Consider the following 22,337-nt stretch of genomic DNA (forward strand, 5'->3'; position numbering starts at 1 on the left):
TAAATTATCACAATATAACACTTGTTAGTATTCCAATAAAATTTAATTTTGCGCCATGTCATCCTTTCAGTTCCCCTCGCAAACGCAGTTATACCACGGTAAAGTAAGAGATGTTTATACTATTAAAAACGATTGGCTCGTAATGGTTGCCAGCGATCGCATTTCTGCTTTCGATGTTATTCTTCCGCGTCCCATTCCTTTTAAAGGACAAGTATTGAACCAGATCGCTGCCTATATGCTGGAAGCAACCAGTGATATTTGTCCCAACTGGCTAAAAGCCGTACCCGCACCCAATGTTTCTATTGGCACCCGTTGTGTTCCATTCAAAATTGAAATGGTGGTACGTGGCAACCTGGTAGGGCATGCCTGGAGAACTTATCACAGCGGCAGCAGAACGCTTTGCGGCGCTGTGATGCCGGAAGGATTGAAAGAAAATGATTTCTTCCCCTTGCCCATCATTACGCCTTCTACTAAAGCCGAAGCAGGACACGATGAAGACATTTCTAAAGAAGAGATCATTGCAAAGGGATTGGCATCGGTAGCTGATTGGGCCGTACTGGAAGACTATGCGTTGAAATTATTTGCACGCGGGAAAAAGATTGCGGCTGCACGCGGACTGATACTGGCCGATACCAAATATGAGTTTGGTAAGATTGGCGACACCATTTACCTGATGGATGAAGTACATACGCCCGATTCTTCCCGTTATTTTTATGCCGATGGATTTGAAGCGCGGCAGGCCAGCGGAGAAAAACAACAACAGCTAAGCAAAGAATTTGTAAGGGAATGGTTGATGGCCAATAACTTCATGGGTAAAGAAGGGCAAACCGTTCCTGAGATGACCGATGAATGGATCAACACCATTAGTCAACGTTATATTGAGCTCTACGAAAAAGTAACCGGGCAAAATTTTGTTCCGCAAACACTGAGCGATGCCACAACAGAACAATTGGTGACCGATAGTTTGAAACAATTAGGAGCACTTTGATTTAAGGCTGCCGATCTTCATCCAGCCGTGGCCTCAATCGCGACTTACTTTTGTTGAACACATTCCTTCCCATGTCTACTCCCTGGCGGATTTGTTTTTGACGCTCCAGCGGCAGGTGCAGGGTGTCTTTACAAGCAGTACTGCAACATCCTTCATATGCAGCGGCACAACTTTCACACTGGATGAACAATAAGTGGCAACCACTGTTCTTGCAATTAGTATGGGTATCGCAGGGTTGTCCGCATTGATGGCATTTGGCAATCACGTCTTCGGTAATGCGTTCGCCGAGCCGGTCATCGAACACAAAATTCTTACCAATGAATTTAGGCTGTATACCCGCCTCTTTGGCTTGTTTGGCATAATTGATAATGCCGCCTTCGAGATGGAATACATGGTTGAATCCTTTGTGCAGCATATAAGCGCTGGCTTTTTCACAACGGATACCGCCGGTGCAGTACATGATGATGTTCTTTTCTTCATTTCCCTTCATCATATCCACAGCCATTGGTAATTGATCGCGAAAAGTATCGGAAGGAATTTCAATGGCGTTTTCAAAATGACCTACTTCGTATTCGTAATGATTGCGCATGTCGATGACTACTGTGGCAGGATCGTTGAGCAATTCATTCATCTGTTCTGCATTCACATACCGGCCCTTCCGCTCCATGCTGAATGATGGATCTTCTATCCCATCGGCCACGATCTTATCCCGCACTTTGATCTTCAATACCCAGAAACTTTTGCCATCATCATCTACTGCAATATTCAAACGCAGTTTATTCAGCGGCTCAATGGAATACAGGAAAGACCTGAATGCTTCGAGGTTGGCATCCGGCACACTGATCTGCGCATTCACTCCTTCTTTAGCCACATAGATGCGTCCGAATACCTGCAAACTGTTCAGGTGCTTATAAAGAAAGTCGCGGAACTCCTGCGGGTTCTGAATAGGGAAATACTGATAAAAACTGATGGTAGTTCTGTGGAAGTCTTCTTCCATGAGGCGTTGCTTCAACTCCTCGTTCGATACGCGGTTGTGTAATACGGGCATGATTGACAAATTTCAGGCATCTCCTTTACGGAAATGCTCTATTCAATAATAGAACCACTTGCAGGGTGGTCAAAATTTCGATGCAAAGGTACAATATCAGGCTGTTATACACTAATTCCAATCAAAAGCTTAATTTCAGCGCCTATTTCATTGATCCAAGGTTACTTATATGAAACCGTTTTTGCTTGTATCTGTTTTAACAACCCTTTCCCTTGCTGTGCATGCACAAAAAAAATTATCAGGAAAGGTATTCGATATCACCACCAAAGTGCCGCTGGCCGGCGCTACCGTTTCATTGCCGGGGAAAAACGTTGCCGTTACCGGGCAGGATGGTTCTTTTATAATGGATTGTACTCCATCAGGCAAGATCACAATCTCTTTTGTAGGATATGAAGCAAGCCGGATACTCATCACGAACTGCGACCAGGAGCTGAACATAGGCCTCCATCCGTTGAGCAATATCCTCGACACGGTAGAGATCACTGCCACTACTGCGCAGCATCCATCGCTGCTTTACCAATCTGCCTCCATTGCCAAGTTGGGCGAAACAGAACTCAAACGCGGTAACGGTCTGTACCTAGATGATGCCATCAACAGTAATATACCGGGCATGACCATGCAGCGACGCGGCATTTCTTCCGGGCAACAATTCAATATCCGCGGGTATGGTAATGGCATCGGCAGCACGCGTGGTATCAGCAGTAATTTCGATGGGCAGGGCGCTAAAGTTTATCTCAATGGCATTCCTGTTACCGATGCCGAAGGCATTACATTGATGGATGATATCGACTTCGCTTCTATCGGAGATGTGGAAGTAGTAAAAGGTCCTTCCGGTACTTTGTACGGACTGGCCATTGCCGGTGTGGTGAACCTGAAAACCAGCAGGCCTGAGAAAGGAGTAACAACTATTGGACAAGATATCATGACAGGCAGTTATGGACTGCAGCGATTCACCACCCGTTTTCAAACAGCTACCGATCGTTCTTCCGTTTTGCTCAATTACGGTTACCAGCACTCCGATGGCTACATGGTACATACCGCTTCTACCAAGAGATTTGCCAGCTATGCAGGGGATTTTCAATTGAACAATAAACAAAGCATCAGTTCCTACTTTGGCTTCAGCAACAGCTACGACCAGCGTGGCGGTGAATTAACTATTGAGCAATACCAAAACATGGATTATTCCGGTAACCCCGATTACATCAAGCGTGATGCCCATTCGGCGGTCATCAGCTTCAGGGCAGGCCTGGCACACACTTACCATTTCAACCAACAATTCTCCAATACCACTTCGGTTTTCGGATCAGGCGTTACCAGCCATTCCAGTTCAGCCGGCGGATGGACCGATAAGAACCCATTTAATATCGGGTTGCGATCGGTAGTGAATATGAAATTCGATTTAGCCGATGGAAACAGCGTGAGCAGTATTACCGGTATTGAAACACAGCACCAGTATGCACAGGTGATTGGTTATAATATGGTACCAAACCGTTTAGACTCTAACGGGTACTGGGTTATTGGCGCCATGAGGAGCAACCAAGCCACTTATTCCGGCACTACTTCCTTCTTTACTGAATGGACCCTCACCTTGCCGCATGACCTTTCTGTTACCGGCGGCATTGGAACAAGCAGCATGCAGATTGAACTCAAAGATCAATTCTATGTAGCAGGCAACACCAAGCCCACCCATTACCAGCGCAGTTTTTCAGGAATGACCTCGCCGCATATAGCCGTGAACAAAATATTCAGCAAGGGATTTTCTGTTTATATCAATTGCAGCCGGGGGTATAAAGCTCCGGCAAGCGCTTATTTTTTTATTCCTGCAACCGGGCAACTCAATACCGGCTTAAAGCCTGAGATCGGAGACCAGATTGAGGTCGGCAGTAAGGGTGTGCTGTTCCACGATCGGCTCAGTTATCAACTGGCTCTGTTTGATGCGCAGTTTAAAAATAAAATGACTGTTGTTGCGGTTCCACTCAACAGCACTACCACTGCTTATAGTTATATAGCCAATGGCGGCAGGCAGGATGATCAGGGCATTGAAGCCTTACTGAAATATAAAGCATATCAATCGGGCAATGGCTTCTTCCGTTCTGTTCAGCCTTTTGCCAATTTTGCTTATTCGCATTTCAGGTACAGGGATTATGTTTTTCAGAAGCTGAATACGCCTGCTACCAGCATCACTGTTGTTGATTACAGCGATCAGCCTGTTGCGGGTGTAGCTCCTTTTACTGCCAATATGGGTGTTGATCTTGGTTTAGCACAAGGCATTTATGCTAATGTACTGTACGGGTATAAAGATGCTATGCCTATCAGTTCCAACGGACTGAACCAGACCACCAGCTATAACCTGCTGAATGCAAAGCTGGGCATCCGGCAACATTTCTGTCAGCGCTTCAACATGGATCTTTTCTTTGGTGTGAACAACATCACCGGCGCGCAATACCCAAATATGGTATTCGTAAACCAATTGCCCGATGCTTATTTGCCGGCTCCCAATAAAGCAAATTATTTCGGAGGACTGAACCTGACCTATCAATTCGGAAGCAGGAATTAAAACAGCTTATTTAGATTGCCTGAAAAAGCTCCCGGTAAGTGCTGCCAATCCGGATACCAGTCCGCCCAGCACACCTGTAAGCAATATCAATACCACAAAAGATCCGCCCAACGGCAGTATCTGTGCTACTTTAGAAGACAGTATGTGTTCATTGGCAACATCTTTCATAGTAGCCAGGCTCACCCATAAAATGAACAGGCCCAGGAAGCCAGCCAGGAAAGCTTTCACGGCCCTTTGATGGATGGCTACAGATACGAGAAAAGAAGTGACCACAAAACTCCACCAGGGAAGTATTCCATAAATACCAACCGCAAAGGCAAGAAAAGCAGTGAGAAATAAAGCTGTGATGAATTTCATAATGCATAGGGTTATCCGTTGACGAAACTAATGTGCCATTTTATTTTTTCATGTTTCTGCGCTGCCTGTTTTTTCAGGAAGAGCAGGCGATAATACTTTCCGTTTGCCCAGCTATCGATAAATGTATCATAATACTTACTGCCGGGATTACCGCTTTGTCCGCCAGGGTACACGCCATAAGCTTCCACTGTTTCTGTCAGGTGTACGATCATACGCCAGCTGGGTCCGTGCGAATCTTTTGTTGCATTGATGATATGTGTGCCTCCACCGATGGGCAGGTGAAAGCGGCTCAGTGCCGGTATCTTCAGCAAGTGCGTGACTTTGGTGTCTTTAAAAACACCCCAGGCCAATTTGTCTTCCTTTTCAAGTTGTTTGAAATAGGCACAGGCTTTTTTACACGCTTTGGTAATGGTTTCGCGCACAGTTTCTTTTTTATCGGGCGTATTGATGTCGTCTGCAAAACGATAGGTACTATCCTTGATCAGGCTTTCCAGTAAAGTAGATTCATCTGGCCATGGCAAGGGCAATTTGGATTTAGCAAATTCATCCGACCACATCTGTGTTTCAATGCTATCCCATATACACCTGAAAACGGTCGCGCCTTTTTCGTTGATATCATTTCGGAGATTCCAGCCTTTCAACAATACCAGGTATTTTTTATCGGTATCGTCGAGAGATGCTTCGTCGAGGTACTTCAGTATAACGGGCCTTGCCATCTCTGCGAATACATTGTAATTATCGGTTTGCATTTGCTGCATGTCCTGCGGCGTGATGTTATTCATGGCCGACAGCTTTCTGTTGATGATGAAACCCCTGTAGGGAGGAAAATTGACAGGCGCTCCGAGGTAATACGGATAGGTGCTGTCTGTAGGCATTTGATTGGCACTGCTCACAAAGCCCCTGTCGGGATTTTTGATCGCCGGGTTTTCGTCAACCGGTATATAACCCTGCCACTTGTAGCTGCTATCGGCCCCGGGTAATACAAAATCGCCCTGTCTTTTCCAGCGCGCAACAAATGTGCCCTGTTGTTTGATGGCGATATCGCCCGACACAGATGCAAAAGCAAAATTCTGTCCGGGGCATTTCCAGGTGTTGATGGCGGCGATGTAATCATCGTAATTCTTAGCACGGTTCAAGCGAAAAAATACTTCCGGCCCATTGCCACCCTCGTGTGCAGTCCAGTGAATAGCCAGGTATTTGCCTTCGGTGCTCGCATTCTTGTAACTGTTATCATACATAACCGGACCAAATTCAGTCATGGCAATATTTTCTACCAGGTCCGGTTTTCCCTTGATCCGGATAACTTCTTTCCTGCTATCGGCTTTTTTCCAGGCGCCATTGTACCAATATTCCTGTAGCGTGGTGTCTTTGAATTTCAGGTCGAAATAATCGATCACATCCCTTCCTGCATTGGTTACACCCCAGGCGATGCTATCGTTAAACCCAATGATGACAGAAGGCGCGCCCGGGAAGCTCGCTCCATAAGTGCTGTATTCGGGTGTGGTGATCTGCACTTCATACCACAAAGACGGAAGGTTCAATCCAAGATGCGGATCGTTGCAAAGTATCGGGTGTCCGCTTTTGGTTTTGCTGCCCGATACTGCCCAATTGTTGCTGCCATTGTTTTTAGCCGGCAACTCCGGAGGAGCAATGGCTGCAGTTCGTGTATGACTCAGGTAAATAGAATCGGCGCCCGCAGGTTTTTGGGGAACAATAGAAGGTTTTGCAAACTCTGTTCCCCTGGGAATAATAGGATCCAATGAATCCTGAACGGCCGGATACAATTGTTCAAAATCTTTATATCCGAAGTAATTCCTGGCATTGGTCATTTGTAAATCAGTAGTAGCGCCGCGTGCAGTAAGATCGTACGACATGAACATCAGGAAAAGATAGGTCTTGAAAGATGTCCACTCTTCGGGCCGATAGTCGAGCAGTTTGTATTCAAAAGGAATTTGTTCTGGTTTGAGCGATTTGATATAAGCGTTTACACCTGCCGAATAAGATTCCACCAGGGCTTTTAGTTCAGGATGATTTTCCATATCCTTCGCAGTCTTCTCTGCTCCATATACCATTCCAAGTCTCCTGAAAAAGCGGTCGGTATTTACACGCCCTTCTCCTACGATCTCACTAAGCCTGCCGCCTGCCACATAAGTCTGGAATTCCATCTGCCACAGCCTGAATTTGGCATGCAGGAAGCCCTGAACATAATAAGCATCCAGGTCATTGTCTGCATAGATATGCGGCACGAGCCGGTCGTCCATATAAACGTCTACTTTGCCTTTCAGTCCACTTACTTTGATATCGCCATCAAACGAAACATCGGCAGGTTCTGCATTTTGCCAGAAGCCCTGTTGCGGAGAAAGAAAATATCCCAGCCGGGGTGTTTTGCTTTCACCGGCGGGTAACTGCACATTCAACAACGTGGTTATACCCATCGTAGCTACAGCGCTGAGGATACATGGCAGGATTCTCATAAGGAGGAGTGGTTGTATGAATGAAAATAAGGAAAAAGCCTGATTTAATGAAGATACCCGTTATTGCAGGCAGGTAATTAATTTTTCCATTTCATCATCGGTATTGAATGCATGCAATACAATTCGCAGACGCTCTTTGCCTTTGGGAACAGTGGGATATAAAATAGGACGAACATCCAGTCCGATATCCTGTAGTTGCATGGCCAGGTGTTTTACGGCTTCGTTGCCCGGAACAATCACTGCTTGTATAGGCGTAAATGAGATCAGCTTTTCATAAGCCAGGTTGGCTTCTTGAAATCGTTGCACTAATACTTTCAGCTTTGCTCTTTGTGTATGCATGCCAGGAAACAGCCGGTAACTTTCACCGATAGCCGCCACGGCATGTTCGGGCAAGGCAGTGGAATAGATCAGGCTCCGCGCAAAGTTGATGAGGTAACTGCGCAATGATGCCGACCCCAATACTACAGCACCATGACAGCCACAGGCTTTACCGAATGTATGCACCCGGGCAAAGACCGAATGCTGGTATTGTTGCTGCTGTACAAGCCCCTCACCCTCTTCTCCTATCACACCTGTTGCATGCGCTTCGTCGATGATGAGGTGGGCATTGTATCGTTGGCTGATGGCAACCAGGTTGCTGAGCGGACAAATGTCTCCATCCATGCTGAATACCGATTCTGTTACGATGAACAGGTTACCGGAAGCATGCTGCTGAATTTTCTTTTCCAGATCGTTCATGTCGTTATGCACAAAAGAAAACGACTGCGCGAAAGACAGCCGCATCCCATCGCGGATGGATGCATGACAGAGCTGGTCGTAATATATCGTATCTCCTTTCTGCGGCACACAGGATAAGAGTCCCAGGTTCGCATCGTAGCCAGAGTTGAAGAGAAGCGCTGTTGGTGCCTGATGAAAAGAAGCAATTTGCTTTTCCACGGTTTCCGTCAATGGATGATTGCCAGCCAGTAACCGGGAACCCGTAGATCCGGATGCATTATCTGTGTCATGGGTGATGATCTTCCGGTCATGTACCATCCCCAGGTAATCATTAGAACAGAAATCAGCCTTTCCATCGGGCAGGCGGAGGCTGCGCAATGCATCGTGACTGATGCGTTCATTCAGTTTTTTTTGGAGAAAATCATCGGGGTACATCGCTCAAAGCTAAAGTTTTGTTGCAGATATTTGCGGAGGAAATAAATAGCATGATGGAAATATCCGATCATACCAAAAACATACTTGGTCTGCGCCTGCCTACCGATCCGCGTTGGGTAAACCTGACTGAGTTGAGCCTGGAAGCCATCCTCACCGATCATGCTTATTGCGAACAGAAAGCAGCTGTTACCTGTATTTCACTCATTCAACGCTATGCGGATAGAGAACAACTCGTTGTTCAATTATCGCCCATCGTTACAGAAGAATGGGGACATTTCCGGCTGGTATTACACGAGTTACAACGTCGCGGACTTAAGCTGGGGCGTCAGCGGAAAGATGCGTATGTAAACAGGCTGCTCGCTTTCCAGCAAAAAGGCGGCAATGAAGAAGGAAGGTTATTGGATCAACTTCTTACCATGGCCATGATCGAAGCCAGGAGCTGTGAGCGTTTCAAACGGCTGAGCGAAGGGTTAACGGATGAATACCTGCGCAATTTCTATCGCCGTTTCATGGAAAGTGAAGCCGGACATTATGCATTATTCATCGATCTGGCAGAGCTGTATATCTCCAAAGAACTTGTGAGACAGCGATGGAAAGAGTGGCTGGAACATGAGGTAGCCATCATGCAGGAATTAGAAGTGCGGGGTGATCGTATCCACTGATCTAAAAAGCGAAGTATTGTAGCTCTTCACTGAAATCCAGGTATGGATGTTTTTGCTGTAATTGCCAGGTTTTTTCATGATAGCTAGCCATGAATTTCCGGTGCTGGGCCGAAGTAGCATTAAAAGGGCGGTGGTTATGTGCAATATTGATCTCGGCAATTTCTTTGATCAGGTTTCGGGTATCATCATCCATGCAGGCGCCCAGGAATTTTTCCCATACATATTGCGTGGCCTGGTAGTTGGGGTGCACCAGGTCTTCGGCATAAAATCGGTAATCACGCAGGTCATCTATTACCAGTTCATACGCAGGAAAATAATACAGGCGATCGAACTTGTCAACAAGATGATGCACGGCTTGTATCAGCACGGCTTTGCTCCTGTTGTTCTCTATCACTCCCTCACGCAGGTGACGTACGGGGCTGATGGTAAAGATGATCTTCAATTTAGGGTTGAAGAAAAACAAGCGGTGGATCATATTATCCAGCACACTCAGCACTTCTTCTATAGCCATGAGGCGCCTGTAAAACCAATCGGCGGGCGCCTTATGATTATTGGCGGCTACTGATCCGTGTTTAGCTTGCGGGGCTTTCTCCGTTAAAGTATAAATCCATGCGGAGCCCAGCGTGATCATGATATGATCGGCATTTGACAGGTAAGCATGTGCAGCCGCTGTGGCGGTATTGATCTTTTGCAATGACGCTTCAGTTGTTGTTGCCGAAAAGCGGCTGTGGTGTTTCCAACTATGCCATGCATCGTTGTATTGGAAAAGGTCTGATGATGTATAGATAGTATTGTCTACATAGGCCGTGATGGCTTCTGCAACACTTACCGGGTTGAACAGAATACCATTAGGATTATCCATCACCTTGAATTTGTGTTTCTGCAACTTCTCTCCCATATTCTCTGTAAAACAGGAGCCTATCAACATCAGGTTATGCTGGTGTTGAATCGGGTGCAACATCTTCTTCACATCAAATTCAAAATGGAATTTCATGAGCGCAAGTTCGTAAAAAACAGCAAGGAAAACGATTATTGGAAGATCGAATCAGCTATCTGCAGGCAGTTGTACATTGCCTGTTCGTTTATTTCTTTCAAAAAGCCACGTTCTTTGAAATAGCCGATCATCAACAAAGTGTCCATATTACCTACCAGGTCATCCTGCGCCATGGGGCAGCCGCCGATGCCTTTCAGGGCGCCGTCAAAACGCAGGCAACCCGCATCAAGCGCCGCAGTGAGTTTGGCTTCCCAGTTTTGAGCAGTGGAGTGCAGGTGCACACCGATAGTAATATCCGGGTATTGGGGAATCAATGTAATCAATGCCTTGCTAATCTGAGAGGGATTGGCTAATCCAACGGTATCGGCCAACGATATAATACGAATATCTTTTTCAGCCATCGCATCAGCCCAGTGCAATAAAATATCCTCATTATATGGATCATTGTATGGATTACCAAAACCCATACTGAGGTAGATCACCAGTTCTTTTCCAGTTTTCAGGCACAATTCCTGAATAGCATCTACCCGCTGCTCACTTTCTTCTATGGTACTGTTGGTATTGCGGAGTTGAAATGTGGGAGAAATGGAAAAAGGAAATCCCAGGTAATGCACCGTATCATACACCACTGCTTCTTCCGCCCCCCGCTCATTGGCTACAATGGCCAATAGTTTTGTAGAAGTACTGCCCAGGTCCAACCCTTTCAATACTTCCTTTGTATCCGCCATCTGCGGCATTGCTTTGGGAGAAACAAAACTTCCGAAATCCAATGTATCAAAACCTACTTGCAGCAATGCATTCAGGTACCGGACCTTATCGGCAGTGGCAATCAAATGCGGCCATCCCTGCATGGCATCGCGGGGACATTCTATAAGCTGCAAAGCAGGCAATAAAGCATCGGCATTCATGACGGCAAGTTACACTAAATGCAAAAGTCAAAAGCCAAAACGGTTTGTGTTTGACTTTTACATTTTGACTTACCTTAACCGGCTTGTCTATTTTTTAAAAAACTTATATACATATCCCGCCGCAATGGCTCCTGCAATAGGTGCTACGATAAACAACCAGCGTTGCGCTAAGGCATTGCTTTTGGAAAACAAGGCCTGGCTGATACTCCTTGCAGGATTTACCGATGTATTGGTTACCGGTATCGTTGCAAGGTGAATAATAGTAAGCGCCAATTCAATAGAAAAAAATGTTTGGATTATTTAATCCGCTGCTTCATGGCTTCATAAAGCACAATCCCTGTTGCCACCGAAACATTGAAGGAATCGAATTTCGTAGCCATAGGGATAGTGAAAAAAGCATCGGCTGCTTTGGCAAGATGCGCCTGCACTCCCCTGCCTTCATCCCCCATGATGATACAGCATGGGTCGGGAAAATGAAGTTCAAACACTTTTTTATCGGCGCGCATTTCACTGGTAAAGACCTGTATACCATTCAGATGCAAGGTATCAACGGCTTTGAGCAGGCTGTTCACCCGGCAAATATGGATGTGTTCCAGTGCACCGGCACTGCTTTTCATGGCTTCTTCATTCAGGGCACCTACTCCTTTATCGGGAATGATGATGGCCTGCGCACCGCAACAAACTGCGCTTCGGGCAATGGCGCCGATATTGCGCACATCAGTCACCCCATCAAGCATTACGAACAAAGGCGCTTCTCCTTTCGATACTACATGGTCTATCACCTGTTGCAGATCGAGATAAGGCACCAATGCAACGAAAGCCAGCACGCCCTGGTGATTGGCACGGGTAAGACTGTTGAGCTTTTCTACCGGAACAGGCTGTATAGGTACCTGGCGTTCGCGCGCCAGCTGCCTGATCTGGTTCACTATGTCGCCACCGGTATTTTTTTGCAGCAATATTTTATCGATGGCCCTTCCGGACTCGAGCGCTTCTATCAGGGGTTGCCGCCCTATGATCAGGGAACTTTGTTTAACAGCCATCTGCAAATGTATTATTTCAATCGTCCCTGAACCAACATCAATTTCACTTTTATAATAGCAGCCACACTCATCGAATCAGTGATCTCTCCTTTTTCAACCATTTGATATACCTCTTCAAAGGGCATTTTGCGCACCACCAGTTGTTCCGTTTCTTCCGGCTCAGCCTCCTGTTGTGTGAGGCCCGTTGCCAGGTAAATAATGGCTTTTTCATCACTCACAGAATTGGAGAGATGCATTTCCAGTAAGGGTTGCCAGTGTGCAGCCACCAGTCCTGTTTCTTCCAGCAGCTCCCTCTTAGCGCCATCCAGCGTAGCAACGCCGCCGGCGATCAGGCTACCACCTTCGGGAATTTCCCAACTATAGGCCTGTAAAGGGAAACGGTATTGCCCTACCAGGTAGGTGTTCATCTCTTCATCCAATACCATAATGCCTACGGCCGTATTTTTAAAATGCACCTTACCGTAAATACCTTTCTTTCCGGCAGGATTCAACACATCGTATTCCGTCAATGCGATCCAGGGATTCTCGTATACTTCTTTCTCTCCGGTTATTTTCCAGGGATTGTTTTCCATTGCGATCAATTTAGTACCTCACTCAAATAAAAAACCCCTGCTTTTGACAGAGGTTTTTGTGATGAAGTGTTTTTATTTTAAACCGAATGCTTTCTTCACTTTCGGAACATAATCCAGTTTCTCCCAGGTAAACAATTCCACTTTCACTTTCTTCACTTTACCATCGGGCGATTTAAACTCTTTCGTTACTTCTTCACTCTTGCGGCCCATGTGTCCGTATGCAGCGGTTTCGCTGTAGATAGGGTTACGCAGTTTCAGGCGCTGTTCAATAAAGTAAGGACGCATATCGAACAAACCTTCCACGATCTTGGCAATTTGTCCATCGGTTTTCTTCACTTTGGCAGTACCGAAAGTGTTCACGTTGATGCTGGTAGGCTGTGCCACACCAATAGCATAAGATACCTGTACCAACACTTCATCGGCCACACCCGCAGCTACCAGGTTTTTGGCAATATGACGGGTAGCATAAGCCGCTGAACGGTCTACCTTGCTGGGGTCTTTACCACTGAAAGCGCCACCACCGTGCGCGCCCTTACCACCGTAGGTATCTACGATGATCTTACGACCGGTTACCCCGGTATCGCCGTGTGGTCCGCCGATCACGAATTTGCCGGTAGGGTTGATATGGTATTTGATCTTGTCGTTGAACAGTTTCGCGTATTTTTTGTACTTGTTCTTTACACGGGGAATCAGGATCTTGATGATGTCTTCCTTGATCTTCGCCAGCATTTTGGCCTCGGTATCAAAATCATCGTGCTGGGTAGACACTACAATGGCGTCGATACGAACGGGTTTGTTGTTATCATCGTATTCCAGTGTTACCTGGCTCTTGGCATCGGGGCGCAGGTATTTGATCTGTTTGTTCTCGCGACGAAGCGCAGCCAATTCGATCAATATTTTATGAGCCAGGTCCAGCGCCAGCGGCATGTAATCATCTGTTTCGTTGGATGCATAACCAAACATCATACCCTGGTCGCCCGCTCCCTGCTCTTCTTTCTTCTTACGGTCAACACCCTGGTTGATATCGGCTGACTGCTCGTGGATCGCTGATAAGATACCACAGCTGTTGGCTTCAAACATGTATTCGCTCCTGGTATAACCAATCTTACGGATCACACCACGGGCGATCTCCTGCACATCCAGGTAAGCTTTCGATTTTACTTCACCGGCCAACACTACCTGACCGGTAGTTACCAGTGTTTCACAAGCCACTTTTGATTGTGCGTCAAAGGCCAGGAAATTGTCGATCAATGCATCAGATATCTGATCGGCTACTTTATCCGGATGTCCCTCAGATACACTTTCAGAAGTAAAGAGATAAGGCATATTGTTTTATTTAGTGAGTGCAAATATAGATCAGTAAGAAATAGTCTATCAAATACGTGAATAAATAATCCGCAGGCGCATCCTGAAACGGGAATGCGTTCCGCCTCCCAGCCGAACCCTTCCATAACCAATGGTATTACCTATTGAGGAAGGTGTTAGATAATAAAGCGAACCGGTACCGGTATTGGCCGGATAGGGATTGTGGTAATGTAAAGAGTCGTTCACAGGCGCTGTGAGGCGAAGCGTTTGCAGGGTATCCTGCCGGGTAACGATGCCTTGTACATAACGGCTCAGGTCGAACACATAAGTACCCAGCCTGTCGTATCCCGGAACAGTTTTATACAGGAGCCCTCCTCCAAAAGAAGAAATATTCGCACCGCTCGAACCTACAATGAAGTCATTGGGTACATTCCGTTTGTAGTTGTTCGCCGAATCGAATACGCTCAACAATAGGAAACGCGGTGGCAACAGTTGGGTTTCCAGCATTGCATTTGCGGCATCGGGCACCTGCTCAGCAATCAGCTCAGCGCGATGAATGATGCGGTTCGACAAAGTTTTCAGTCCGGGTATCCGTACCCGCACATAAGTGCCGGGGCCTGTTTGAAGGTAGACCAGGGAATCGGGTTTGGATGTTGTGGTTAAGTGATTGGCGACTTCACTTCCGCTGCGGTCGCGGGTTATATAGTTTACGCTGCCGCTGGACGAATGGCACCTGAAATACCGTACCGAAGTATCCCGTTGGGTAGCGCCGGTACTGCTGGAATTATAATAGAGCGCCAGTTTGGTGCTGGTATCTACCAGGTTGATCCTGAGCAGGGCGTTGGCCGGACTCACCGCATCTGCAGTAACAGCAAAGCCGGCAAAAACGGTCCGCAGTAAAGAGTCTGACTTATATACATTGCTCGAATCGTACACTTTCATGAACCTCCTGGCCACATCATTGTTCAACCTGATGCGCAACTGGTTAGTAGTTTGTTCAAAACGGTTTTTAACGGAGTCGCCCAGGCGCCTGATGTCAACGGTTACAGGTGCAGCCAACGGGCCGAGGGTCCTGATCGGGTGCAGGTCCGGATAATTGGCCGGATAGTTCCGCGTAAGGTCGATCGGCGTGGCGGGATCGATCCCATAAACATTAATATGGAGCGGCTGCGTGGAATCGCCATACACCCCATCGTAATGCAGGATCAGCACCGCCGAATCTACTACAACGCTGTCTTTTGTGCCCGGTATATAAAATGGATAAGAATCGGGCTGCATTTCAAAATACATCGCCGCTTTGGTCTTTCCGAAAAGCGGGTCATTGGTAATAGCGCCCAGCACGTGCATATCTGAACGATATACCCTCGCTGTATCGGGGTCGTCGAAATTATCTGTGATAACATCCAGCAGCGTATCCTTGGTAATCACACCATCGATGGGCGGAATAAGTCCGCTGCCCAGGTCGGTGGAAGTGATGCGCGTACAGCCTGCAACAATTAAAATGATGAGAAAAGAAAAAACAAATCGCTTTCGCAGTGTAAAGGGTAAATGCATGGATGGTAAGTAATTACTTGCTCGCAAGGTCGTTGTACAATTCTAAATACTCTGTTAAATCAGAATCCCAGCCTTTGAAGGGAACTACTTTTTTACCCTTTATTTTGGCAAATTCTTCAACGAGTTTTTTGTCTATTTTATCGGCACCAAAACTAATGGCATCCGCATAGGTTGCGCCACCTCTGAAAAGAGCCGTATTGGTCGCTTCTTTGAATGGCTCCAGGTCTTTATCCTTCACGTTGGCATTGATCAATGCCTGTTTCATGAAATCGGCACCCAGTTTTTCTTTGAATGTGTTCTGTCCGATCGTGAATACCACTTTACTATTACTGAACACCGGCTCTTTTTTATAAGCCGTTTTGATATAAGCAGGTATCAACCCGGTCATCCAGCCACTACAATGGATGATATCGGGGGGCCATCCGAATTTCTTCACTGTTTCCAGCGCTCCTTTACAAAAGAAAACGGTGCGCAGGCCATTGTCTTCAAACCAGTTCTCAACGTCGTCGTGAAAGATCTGTTTGCGCTTGAAGAAGTCCTCATTTTCGAGAAAATAAACCTGCAAACGGGCATTGGGCAGGGAGGCCACTTTGATCTGTAAAGGATGATCGTCGTTATCGACCGACACATTGATCCCGGATAATCTTACTACTTCGTGCAACCGGTGCCTTCTTTCATTGATCACCCCAAACCTGGGCATAATGCACCTCACTTCCAATCCACCATCATTGCTTTTGATAGCCAGCTTGTTGATCACTTCGGCAAATTCTGTCAGCTCCAGGTAAGGAGACATTTCAGTAGCTATGAATAAAATTCTTTTCTTTGTCGACATTATTACGCCCTTTTTACCAGAATGCTCAAAAATGAGTTGGCGAAGGTACAAAAAATATAGGGAATTTGTATATCTGGCCTATCCGGGCCTTTAATCCAGACCTCAATGATCCTTTTTAAAAAAGCCGGTGAACTCAAACAATACCTTTCGGGTCATGTCCTTCCAGGGCAAAAAAAGGGGTTTGTACCCACCATGGGGGCGCTGCATGAAGGGCATATTTCGCTCATTGAGCGCTGCCGCCAGGAAAGCGACCTGGTCATTTGCAGCATTTTTGTAAACCCTGCCCAGTTCAACGATCCGGCCGATTTTGAGAAATACCCCATCACCATTGAAAACGATATCCTTTTATTGGAAAAGGCCGGAACGGACATCCTGTTCCTCCCTTCTGTAAATGAAATATACCCCAATGGAAACCCCACTGAGCATTATACCCTGGGAGACATTGAAACCCTGCTGGAAGGGCGGTTCAGGCCCGGGCATTTCCAGGGGGTTTGCCAGGTAATGTATCGTCTTCTGAAGATCGTAGAACCCCAGCTCCTGTTCATGGGACAAAAAGATTACCAGCAATGCATAGTCATTCAACAATTGCTACACCTCATGGGCTCTTCAACGGAACTGGTCATCAGCCCAACACAAAGAGAAAGTTCGGGCCTTGCGATGAGCAGCCGCAATATGCGGTTATCGGAAAAAGGAAAAGAAACAGCCGCCGCCATCTACCAGGCGCTTCAATGGATCAAAGCACACTTGCAACAAGGCACTACCAATGATCTCATACAACATGCCGGCAGTTTGTTAACAACGGCAGGGTTTGACAAGATCGATTATATCAGTATTGCGCACGCCGAAACGCTTGTCCCGGTGGACTCTTGGGATGGCCATACACCGCTGGTGGCTTTAGCAGCAGCATTCCTGGAGGATGTGCGACTGATTGATAATCTCTCCCTCAATTGATGGTGAACTTCTTACTTTTGCACCATGATGCAAATAGAAATATTGAAATCGAAGATCCATCGTGCCGTTATTACAGAAGCCAACCTGCATTATGTAGGCAGCCTGACGCTCGATGAAGACCTGATGGATGCGGCCAACCTGATCGAAAATGAAAAAGTGCAGGTAGTCAATGTTAATAATGGCGAACGTCTCGAAACTTACCTTATTAAAGGCAAACGCGGCAGTGGTGTTGTTTGCCTGAACGGTCCGGCTGCCCGCCGCGGAGCCGTTGGCGACCTGGTGGTGATCATTGCTTATGCCATCATGGATTTTGAAGAAGCAAAAAAATTCCAGCCTGCGGTGGTCTTTCCAAAAGAAGGGAATAAACTCTGATGAATAAACGCTTCATCTCCATATTGAAATATCTTTTTTTCCTGGGATTGGGCATTTTCCTGGTCTGGTGGAGCCTGCACCAGATACCCAAAGAGAAATGGGGCGATTTTAAAAAAGATTTAGCAACGGCCAATTACTGGCTGGTGATCCCTGTATTTGTGGTACTGGCGCTCAGTCACCTGTTAAGGGCTCTGCGGTGGAACATCCTCATGCAACCCATGGGTTATAAACCGCATATCACCAATACTTTTTTTGCTGTGATGATCGGTTATCTGGCCAACCTGGCTGTTCCCCGTTTGGGAGAAGTGTTGAAATGTACCATACTGGCCCGCTATGAAAAAGTGCCGGCAGAGAAACTCGTGGGCACCATCGTGGCCGAAAGAGCGGTGGATGTGATCTCATTGGGCATTGTATTCTTTCTGGCCCTTATCACGCAGTTCGATGTGCTGGGCGCTTACGGAACAGAACTGTTCAGGCAATTGTTTGAAAATAAGCGTGGCAGCTTTTCCCCGTTGCGAATCATTATTGCACTGATTGTTTTGCTGCTGATCTTACTGGCCATCCGGATATGGTTCAGGCAGTTCTCGCATCTGAAAGTGGTGATCCTCGCTAAAAAAATCCTGAAAGGTATCTGGGAAGGGTTGAGCAGCATTGGCAAGCTCAAGAATAAAAGAGCGTTTATTTTGTATTCGGTGGGGATATGGGGACTATATATTTTCGGCACCTGGATAGGTTTGCTGGCCACTTCGGGCACTTCGCACCTGGGCCTCCAGCATGCAGTGGCGGCCCTGGCTTTTGGCAGTATTGGCATGATCGTAACACCCGGTGGAATCGGCGCTTATGCTTATTTTATTGCAAAAGTGCTGGAGCAAAATGATATTCCTTTTGAAACGGGTTTTGCCAATGGCACCCTGCAATGGTTCGCGCAGTTCATCATCGTAGTCATTGTTGGCGCCCTAAGCCTGCTCCTCTTACCTGTTTACAATAAAAAGAAAGAAGTACCGGTTTCTCTTTAGTTTCATACTTTATAATCTATTATGAAAGCCATCGACGCCATCGCCCATAAAATTGTAACGCTTCCGCAACTACTGGCGAGAGCCGCTTCATGGCGCATATTGGGCAAGACCATTGCGTTCACCAATGGCTGTTTCGATATCTTACATGAAGGACATATCTTTTCTTTATCACAAGCAGCAAAAGAAGCAGATTACCTTGTAGTGGGCGTAAACAGCGACCGGAGTGTAAAAGCCCTGAAAGGTCCTGACAGGCCTGTGAACCACGAACACAGTCGCGCCACGATACTGGCCAACCTGGTAGTGGTAGACGCAGTGGTGGTCTTTGATGAAGATACCCCACTGCAACTGATCAGCGCTCTCCTGCCCGATGTACTGGTAAAAGGGGGCGATTATACAGTGGAACAGATCGTAGGCAGCAAAGAAGTACTGGCCAATGGAGGAAAGGTAGTAATCAACCCGATCGTGGAAGGCTTCTCTACTACCGGTATCATCCGGCAGATCAAATCATCTTATTCATAAACTTAACGCCAACAGACATTGATCTTTTCTATATTTGAATAGAATAGATCGGAAAGGTATGTTGAAAAAAAAACTCATTCAAAGAGACATCAGCTGGTTAAGTTTTAATGCAAGGGTTTTACAGGAAGCAAACGACCCCTCGGTTCCCCTCAAAGAAAGGATCAGGTTCTTAGGTATCTTCTCCAATAACCTGGATGAGTTTTTCCGTGTGCGGGTAGCCACCCTCAAGCGCATGCTCGAGTTTTCTGAAAAGAGAAAAAAACTCAACATGCACATGGAAGAAAACCCGCAGTTCATCCTGGACCAGATACAGATCATTGTGCTGAAGCAACAGAATGAATTCAACCGCATCTGGGAAGGCATATTAAAAGAGCTGAAAAAAGAAAAGATTTTCCTGATTGATGAAAAGCACCTCAACCGCGAACAACAGGCTTTCGTAAGGAAATACTTCGACGAGGAAGTTCGTTCCAACATCATCCCGCTGATGATCGAAACCTTGCCCAGCCTACCCTACCTGCGGGATAAAAGTATTTACCTGGGTGTGGTCATGCATAAAAAGACTTCTGCCTACGACCAGAAATATGCGCTGATCGAAGTGCCTGTTACGGCCATCGGCCGGTTTATTTTGCTGCCTTCCAAACCCGGCGAACACTACATCATCCTGCTGGAGGATGTAGTGCGTTTCAACCTGCCGCATATCTTCTCTTATTTCGAATACGATACTTTCGACGCCCATATTTTCAAAGTAACCAAAGACGCAGAGATAGACCTGGATAGTGATGTGAGCACTACGTTTGTGGAGAAAATGGAAAAGGGACTTAAGAACAGGCGTAAAGGGAAGCCGGTTCGTTTCGTGTACGACAAAGAAATGGACACAGGATTATTAGAATACCTCACCCACCGCCTGAACCTCACGCGCAAAAGTAATATCATTCCAGGCGGGCGTATCCATAATTTCAGGCATTTTATGGATTTCCCGGATATTTTCAATCATAAAAGCCTGCGTCGCAGCCCTTTCACCCATCATGCGCTGAGAAGCAGTCTGCGCGTAACAGATGTGATTATTCAAAAAGATGTGATGCTACATTTTCCTTATCACTCTTTCGATCCGCTGATCGACCTGTTGCGGGAAGCGGCCATGGACCCCGATGTAAAATCCATTAAGATCACTGCTTACCGCCTCGCTTCCAATTCCAAAGTGATCAATGCACTGATCAATGCGGCGAGAAATGGCAAGGAAGTTGTGGTGATGTTAGAACTCAAAGCCCGGTTCGATGAAGAAGCTAACCTGGAATGGAAAGCCATACTGGAAGAAGAAGGCGTAAAAGTGTTATTAGGTGTGCCACGGATGAAAGTACATGCCAAGCTCTGCATCATCAAAAAAAGGAAAGGCAACAAAACCGTGCAGTATGGCTTTGTGAGCACCGGTAACCTCAATGAAAAAACAGCGCATGTGTACGGCGACCATTGCCTGTTAACAGCCAACCGGAATATCATGGCCGACATCAACCGTATCTTTCATTACCTGGCTAACTGGACACAGGGGCCACACCAACTCAAACTTTGCAAAACACTGATGGTTTGTCCGACCATCATGCGCAAACAACTCCTTGCCCTCATCCAGAACGAGATCAGGCACGCGAAGGCCGGCAGAGAAGCTTCGATCATCCTCAAACTCAATTCACTAAGCGATACGATGCTGATCGAAAAATTATACCAGGCTGCGGCAGCGGGTGTAACAATCAACCTCATTGTACGAAGTATCTGCTGTGCCATGACCGATCAGAAAAAGATCCGCCAGCATGTAACAGCTATCAGTATCGTGGATGAATACCTGGAACATGCACGGGTGATGATCTTCCATAACAATGGGAAAGAAAAAATATTTATTTCAAGCGCCGACTGGATGGTACGGAACCTGGATCACCGGGTGGAAGCCGCGGTGCCCGTGACAGACCCGGGCATACGTAAAGAATTGAAAGATATTATCCACATTCAATTAAGAGACAACGTGAAAGCGCGGATCCTGAACCACGAATTATCCAACAACTATGTACCTTCCGAAGGCAAAAAATTGATACGTTCGCAGATAGAGACCTATCATTATCTGTACAAGCAAAACACGGTGCATAGTGAGACTGGCAGCCATTGATATCGGAAGTAATGCCGCGCGATTATTGATTGCAGAAGTGGGTCATGATATAACCGGCAAGCCCCTGTTCAACAAACTGAACCTGGTGCGTGTGCCTTTGCGCCTGGGATTCGACGTGTTTGAGAAAGGAGAAATATCCAAGGAAAAAAGAGGCATGGTATTGCAAACCATGAAAGCCTATAGCCACCTTATGAATGCCTATGGCGTTGACCACATCATTGCTTGCGCCACCAGCGCTATGCGCGATGCACGCAACAGCGAGGACCTGATCCGCAAGATCAAACTTGAAACAGGTATTTCCATAGAGATCATCAGCGGAGAACTGGAAGCGTCCATCATTTACGAAAACCATATTGCCGAAAACATGGATACCGACCACAGTTATCTTTACATAGATGTGGGCGGTGGCAGTACGGAACTGACTTTTTTTGCCGATGGCAAGCTGGTGTTCAAAGAATCTTTCAACATTGGCACTATCCGGTTACTGAAAGATATGGTAGATGACGAAAAGTGGAATCAAATGAAGGATGTGATCAAAACCAGAACCCGCAATTATAAAAAGATCACAGCCATTGGTACAGGCGGCAATATCAACAAAGTGTTTTCACTGAGTAAGAAAAAAGACGGCAAGCCACTGAGCCTTGATCTGCTGAAAGATTATTACAAGGAAATCTCCAACTTTTCTGTTGAAGAACGCATCAACATATACAAGCTGCGGGCCGACCGGGCCGATGTGATCGTACCTGCCCTGCAGATATACATCAATGTGATGCGCTGGGCAGAGACCGAAGAAATATTCGTACCCAAAATAGGTCTTGCCGACGGGCTCATACAACACTTGTATTCCGAACTGGAAGCCAATAAAGTTCTGTAATTTGCACTGA

At 46.5% G+C, this 22,337-nt stretch carries 21 protein-coding genes; 9 read left to right on the forward strand and 12 right to left on the reverse strand.

Annotation, left to right across the window (positions count from 1 at the left end):
• Positions 1–55 precede the first annotated feature (55 nt).
• Positions 56–988 (forward strand): phosphoribosylaminoimidazolesuccinocarboxamide synthase, encoded by a 933-nt coding sequence (locus BLU98_RS04790; protein ID WP_092722567.1) that lies wholly within the window; start codon positions 56–58, stop codon positions 986–988.
• 1 nt (position 989) lies between these two features.
• On the opposite strand, the gene trhO is transcribed toward BLU98_RS04790, so the two are convergent.
• Positions 990–2,036 carry an oxygen-dependent tRNA uridine(34) hydroxylase TrhO gene (gene trhO / locus BLU98_RS04795; protein WP_092722569.1) on the reverse strand — a complete coding sequence of 349 codons (1,047 nt, stop codon included), beginning with the start codon at positions 2,034–2,036 and terminating at the stop codon, positions 990–992.
• 169 nt (positions 2,037–2,205) lie between these two features.
• Between trhO and BLU98_RS04800 the strand changes: the two genes are divergently transcribed.
• Positions 2,206–4,593: a TonB-dependent receptor gene (locus tag BLU98_RS04800; RefSeq protein WP_092722571.1), complete on the forward strand. Its 2,388-nt coding sequence runs from the start codon at positions 2,206–2,208 to the stop codon at positions 4,591–4,593.
• A gap of 6 nt (positions 4,594–4,599) precedes the next feature.
• Here the strand turns inward: BLU98_RS04800 and BLU98_RS04805 are convergent, their stop codons facing one another.
• The 3 genes from BLU98_RS04805 to BLU98_RS04815 are packed head-to-tail and all read right to left on the reverse strand — an operon-like array spanning position 4,600 to position 8,576.
• Entirely contained in the window at positions 4,600–4,950 is a 351-nt protein-coding gene (locus BLU98_RS04805) for a hypothetical protein (protein ID WP_026773784.1), read from the reverse strand.
• Positions 4,951–4,961: 11 nt separating this feature from the next.
• Entirely contained in the window at positions 4,962–7,424 is a 2,463-nt protein-coding gene (locus BLU98_RS04810; RefSeq protein ID WP_092722573.1) for a penicillin acylase family protein, read from the reverse strand.
• Between the two features lie 60 nt (positions 7,425–7,484).
• Positions 7,485–8,576 carry an aminotransferase class I/II-fold pyridoxal phosphate-dependent enzyme gene (locus BLU98_RS04815; protein ID WP_092722575.1) on the reverse strand — a complete coding sequence of 364 codons (1,092 nt, stop codon included), beginning with the start codon at positions 8,574–8,576 and terminating at the stop codon, positions 7,485–7,487.
• 50 nt (positions 8,577–8,626) lie between these two features.
• Here BLU98_RS04815 and BLU98_RS04820 point away from each other — a divergent pair, with 50 nt between their 5' ends.
• Positions 8,627–9,238, forward strand: a complete 612-nt coding sequence (locus tag BLU98_RS04820) for a MiaE family protein (RefSeq protein ID WP_257574709.1) — start codon at positions 8,627–8,629, stop codon at positions 9,236–9,238.
• A gap of 1 nt (position 9,239) precedes the next feature.
• Here BLU98_RS04820 and BLU98_RS04825 read toward each other — a convergent pair whose 3' ends face one another.
• The 8 genes from BLU98_RS04825 to BLU98_RS04860 form a co-directional block, all read right to left on the reverse strand.
• Positions 9,240–10,232: a GSCFA domain-containing protein gene (locus BLU98_RS04825; protein WP_092722577.1), complete on the reverse strand. Its 993-nt coding sequence runs from the start codon at positions 10,230–10,232 to the stop codon at positions 9,240–9,242.
• A 35-nt stretch (positions 10,233–10,267) separates the two neighbouring features.
• Positions 10,268–11,140 (reverse strand): hydroxymethylglutaryl-CoA lyase-like TIM-barrel protein, encoded by an 873-nt coding sequence (locus BLU98_RS04830; protein ID WP_092722580.1) that lies wholly within the window; start codon positions 11,138–11,140, stop codon positions 10,268–10,270.
• An 87-nt stretch (positions 11,141–11,227) separates the two neighbouring features.
• Positions 11,228–11,413 (reverse strand): aquaporin, encoded by a 186-nt coding sequence (locus tag BLU98_RS18020; protein ID WP_371937713.1) that lies wholly within the window; start codon positions 11,411–11,413, stop codon positions 11,228–11,230.
• A 23-nt stretch (positions 11,414–11,436) separates the two neighbouring features.
• The gene (gene rlmB, locus BLU98_RS04840) at positions 11,437–12,180 is read right to left on the reverse strand and encodes a 23S rRNA (guanosine(2251)-2'-O)-methyltransferase RlmB (RefSeq protein ID WP_092722584.1); all 744 of its coding nucleotides are present in this window, start codon (positions 12,178–12,180) and stop codon (positions 11,437–11,439) included.
• Positions 12,181–12,191: 11 nt separating this feature from the next.
• The gene (locus BLU98_RS04845; RefSeq protein ID WP_092722586.1) at positions 12,192–12,752 is read right to left on the reverse strand and encodes an NUDIX domain-containing protein; all 561 of its coding nucleotides are present in this window, start codon (positions 12,750–12,752) and stop codon (positions 12,192–12,194) included.
• A gap of 72 nt (positions 12,753–12,824) precedes the next feature.
• On the reverse strand, positions 12,825–14,078 hold the full coding sequence (gene metK, locus BLU98_RS04850; protein WP_026770385.1) for a methionine adenosyltransferase: 1,254 nt from the start codon (positions 14,076–14,078) through the stop codon (positions 12,825–12,827).
• A 48-nt stretch (positions 14,079–14,126) separates the two neighbouring features.
• The gene (locus tag BLU98_RS04855) at positions 14,127–15,611 is read right to left on the reverse strand and encodes a DUF4270 family protein (RefSeq protein WP_092722588.1); all 1,485 of its coding nucleotides are present in this window, start codon (positions 15,609–15,611) and stop codon (positions 14,127–14,129) included.
• Between the two features lie 13 nt (positions 15,612–15,624).
• Positions 15,625–16,443: a glycogen/starch synthase gene (locus tag BLU98_RS04860; protein WP_092722590.1), complete on the reverse strand. Its 819-nt coding sequence runs from the start codon at positions 16,441–16,443 to the stop codon at positions 15,625–15,627.
• A 105-nt stretch (positions 16,444–16,548) separates the two neighbouring features.
• Between BLU98_RS04860 and panC the strand changes: the two genes are divergently transcribed.
• Genes panC through BLU98_RS04890 form a run of 6 tightly spaced genes read left to right on the forward strand, consistent with a single transcriptional unit; the run spans position 16,549 to position 22,327 of the window.
• On the forward strand, positions 16,549–17,394 hold the full coding sequence (gene panC, locus BLU98_RS04865) for a pantoate--beta-alanine ligase (protein ID WP_092722592.1): 846 nt from the start codon (positions 16,549–16,551) through the stop codon (positions 17,392–17,394).
• 24 nt (positions 17,395–17,418) lie between these two features.
• A complete protein-coding gene (gene panD / locus BLU98_RS04870; protein WP_443667550.1) occupies positions 17,419–17,766 on the forward strand; it encodes an aspartate 1-decarboxylase in 348 nt (115 codons plus the stop codon).
• Entirely contained in the window at positions 17,766–18,782 is a 1,017-nt protein-coding gene (locus BLU98_RS04875) for a lysylphosphatidylglycerol synthase transmembrane domain-containing protein (RefSeq protein WP_092722595.1), read from the forward strand. The genes panD and BLU98_RS04875 overlap by 1 nt, the downstream gene beginning before the upstream one ends.
• 21 nt (positions 18,783–18,803) lie before the next feature.
• Positions 18,804–19,301 (forward strand): D-glycero-beta-D-manno-heptose 1-phosphate adenylyltransferase, encoded by a 498-nt coding sequence (rfaE2, locus tag BLU98_RS04880; RefSeq protein WP_092722597.1) that lies wholly within the window; start codon positions 18,804–18,806, stop codon positions 19,299–19,301.
• A gap of 58 nt (positions 19,302–19,359) precedes the next feature.
• Entirely contained in the window at positions 19,360–21,453 is a 2,094-nt protein-coding gene (gene ppk1, locus BLU98_RS04885; RefSeq protein ID WP_092722599.1) for a polyphosphate kinase 1, read from the forward strand.
• Positions 21,434–22,327 (forward strand): Ppx/GppA phosphatase family protein, encoded by an 894-nt coding sequence (locus tag BLU98_RS04890; protein WP_092722601.1) that lies wholly within the window; start codon positions 21,434–21,436, stop codon positions 22,325–22,327. The genes ppk1 and BLU98_RS04890 overlap by 20 nt, the downstream gene beginning before the upstream one ends.
• Positions 22,328–22,337 lie beyond the last annotated feature (10 nt).

This window comes from Hydrobacter penzbergensis (genome assembly GCF_900106985.1).
GTDB lineage: Bacteria > Bacteroidota > Bacteroidia > Chitinophagales > Chitinophagaceae > Sediminibacterium > Sediminibacterium magnilacihabitans.

Bases quoted from the DNA above. Each gene is read 5' to 3' on its own strand.
- BLU98_RS04815 (WP_092722575.1), bottom strand. From the start codon at position 8,576: ATGTACCCCGATGATTTTCTCCAAAAAAAACTGAATGAACGCATCAGT.
- trhO (WP_092722569.1), bottom strand. From the start codon at position 2,036: ATGCCCGTATTACACAACCGCGTATCGAACGAGGAGTTGAAGCAACGC.
- panC (WP_092722592.1), top strand. From the start codon at position 16,549: ATGATCCTTTTTAAAAAAGCCGGTGAACTCAAACAATACCTTTCGGGT.
- rlmB (WP_092722584.1), bottom strand. From the start codon at position 12,180: ATGGCTGTTAAACAAAGTTCCCTGATCATAGGGCGGCAACCCCTGATA.
- BLU98_RS04820 (WP_257574709.1), top strand. From the start codon at position 8,627: ATGATGGAAATATCCGATCATACCAAAAACATACTTGGTCTGCGCCTG.
- BLU98_RS04860 (WP_092722590.1), bottom strand. From the start codon at position 16,443: ATGTCGACAAAGAAAAGAATTTTATTCATAGCTACTGAAATGTCTCCT.
- BLU98_RS04875 (WP_092722595.1), top strand. From the start codon at position 17,766: ATGAATAAACGCTTCATCTCCATATTGAAATATCTTTTTTTCCTGGGA.
- BLU98_RS04845 (WP_092722586.1), bottom strand. From the start codon at position 12,752: ATGGAAAACAATCCCTGGAAAATAACCGGAGAGAAAGAAGTATACGAG.
- rfaE2 (WP_092722597.1), top strand. From the start codon at position 18,804: ATGAAAGCCATCGACGCCATCGCCCATAAAATTGTAACGCTTCCGCAA.
- BLU98_RS04805 (WP_026773784.1), bottom strand. From the start codon at position 4,950: ATGAAATTCATCACAGCTTTATTTCTCACTGCTTTTCTTGCCTTTGCG.
- ppk1 (WP_092722599.1), top strand. From the start codon at position 19,360: ATGTTGAAAAAAAAACTCATTCAAAGAGACATCAGCTGGTTAAGTTTT.
- BLU98_RS04790 (WP_092722567.1), top strand. From the start codon at position 56: ATGTCATCCTTTCAGTTCCCCTCGCAAACGCAGTTATACCACGGTAAA.
- BLU98_RS04830 (WP_092722580.1), bottom strand. From the start codon at position 11,140: ATGAATGCCGATGCTTTATTGCCTGCTTTGCAGCTTATAGAATGTCCC.
- BLU98_RS04800 (WP_092722571.1), top strand. From the start codon at position 2,206: ATGAAACCGTTTTTGCTTGTATCTGTTTTAACAACCCTTTCCCTTGCT.
- metK (WP_026770385.1), bottom strand. From the start codon at position 14,078: ATGCCTTATCTCTTTACTTCTGAAAGTGTATCTGAGGGACATCCGGAT.
- panD (WP_443667550.1), top strand. From the start codon at position 17,419: ATGATGCAAATAGAAATATTGAAATCGAAGATCCATCGTGCCGTTATT.
- BLU98_RS04825 (WP_092722577.1), bottom strand. From the start codon at position 10,232: ATGAAATTCCATTTTGAATTTGATGTGAAGAAGATGTTGCACCCGATT.
- BLU98_RS04855 (WP_092722588.1), bottom strand. From the start codon at position 15,611: ATGCATTTACCCTTTACACTGCGAAAGCGATTTGTTTTTTCTTTTCTC.
- BLU98_RS04810 (WP_092722573.1), bottom strand. From the start codon at position 7,424: ATGAGAATCCTGCCATGTATCCTCAGCGCTGTAGCTACGATGGGTATA.